This is a genomic window from Lamprobacter sp. (assembly GCF_034860625.1).
Taxonomy (GTDB): Bacteria; Pseudomonadota; Gammaproteobacteria; order Chromatiales; family Chromatiaceae; genus Lamprobacter.
On the sequence record NZ_JAYESN010000736.1, the window covers coordinates 1 to 631 of the forward strand.

The following is a 631-nucleotide window of genomic DNA, read 5'->3' on the forward strand; positions in this document are numbered from 1 at the left end:
ATCGAGCAGACTGCGCTCCTGGGCATGGCCATCGGCACAGGGGAACACATCACTGAGCAGCCCACGGGCATCATCGAAGACCACCAGCGCCTTGCCCGGCAGGGGCGCGGCAGCACTGTCGCGCAAGGGCTTGAGCCGGCGTTCGCTGGCGGCCACACAGTTTCCATCAAGGTACAGGATGCGATACCCAGGCAGGCGCTCGGGGCGGGTGCCTCCGAGTTCGTCAATGATCTCCGCGGCATCGCCGGCGATCAGGCGCACCAGCCCTTGAGAGGTCGACAACTCGACCCCTTTGAGCTTGTCATAGACCGCCACGACCGAGGCGGCGATACTCGACTCACGATGAGCGGCATGCACGTTGGCCTGTACCCGACAGACGATCTGCAGCATCAGCCCGACCAGCGAGGAGAACAGGATCTGGCGCGTATACTGCTCCTCGCGCATGGACTCGAACCAGTGGTCGAGTCGTTCGGCGTTGAGGAGGCGCTCGAGTAGTCCGCGCACCATCACGCTGGCAGGGGCGCGCTCGGCAAAGCGTTGCAGGATACCGTCAAACATCAGGGCATCAGCTCCAGGGCTTCCGGAAGATGCCTATAGATTACAACGTGTTAGGGTCACCTTAAAAGGGCTG

The 631-nt window shown here is 62.6% G+C and carries 1 pseudogene; it reads right to left on the minus strand.

Going from position 1 to position 631, the window contains the following annotated elements:
• Window positions 1-558, minus strand: a pseudogene (locus VBE63_RS31060) (transposase); the annotation flags it as partial.
• Between the last annotated feature and the right edge of the window lie 73 nt (window positions 559-631).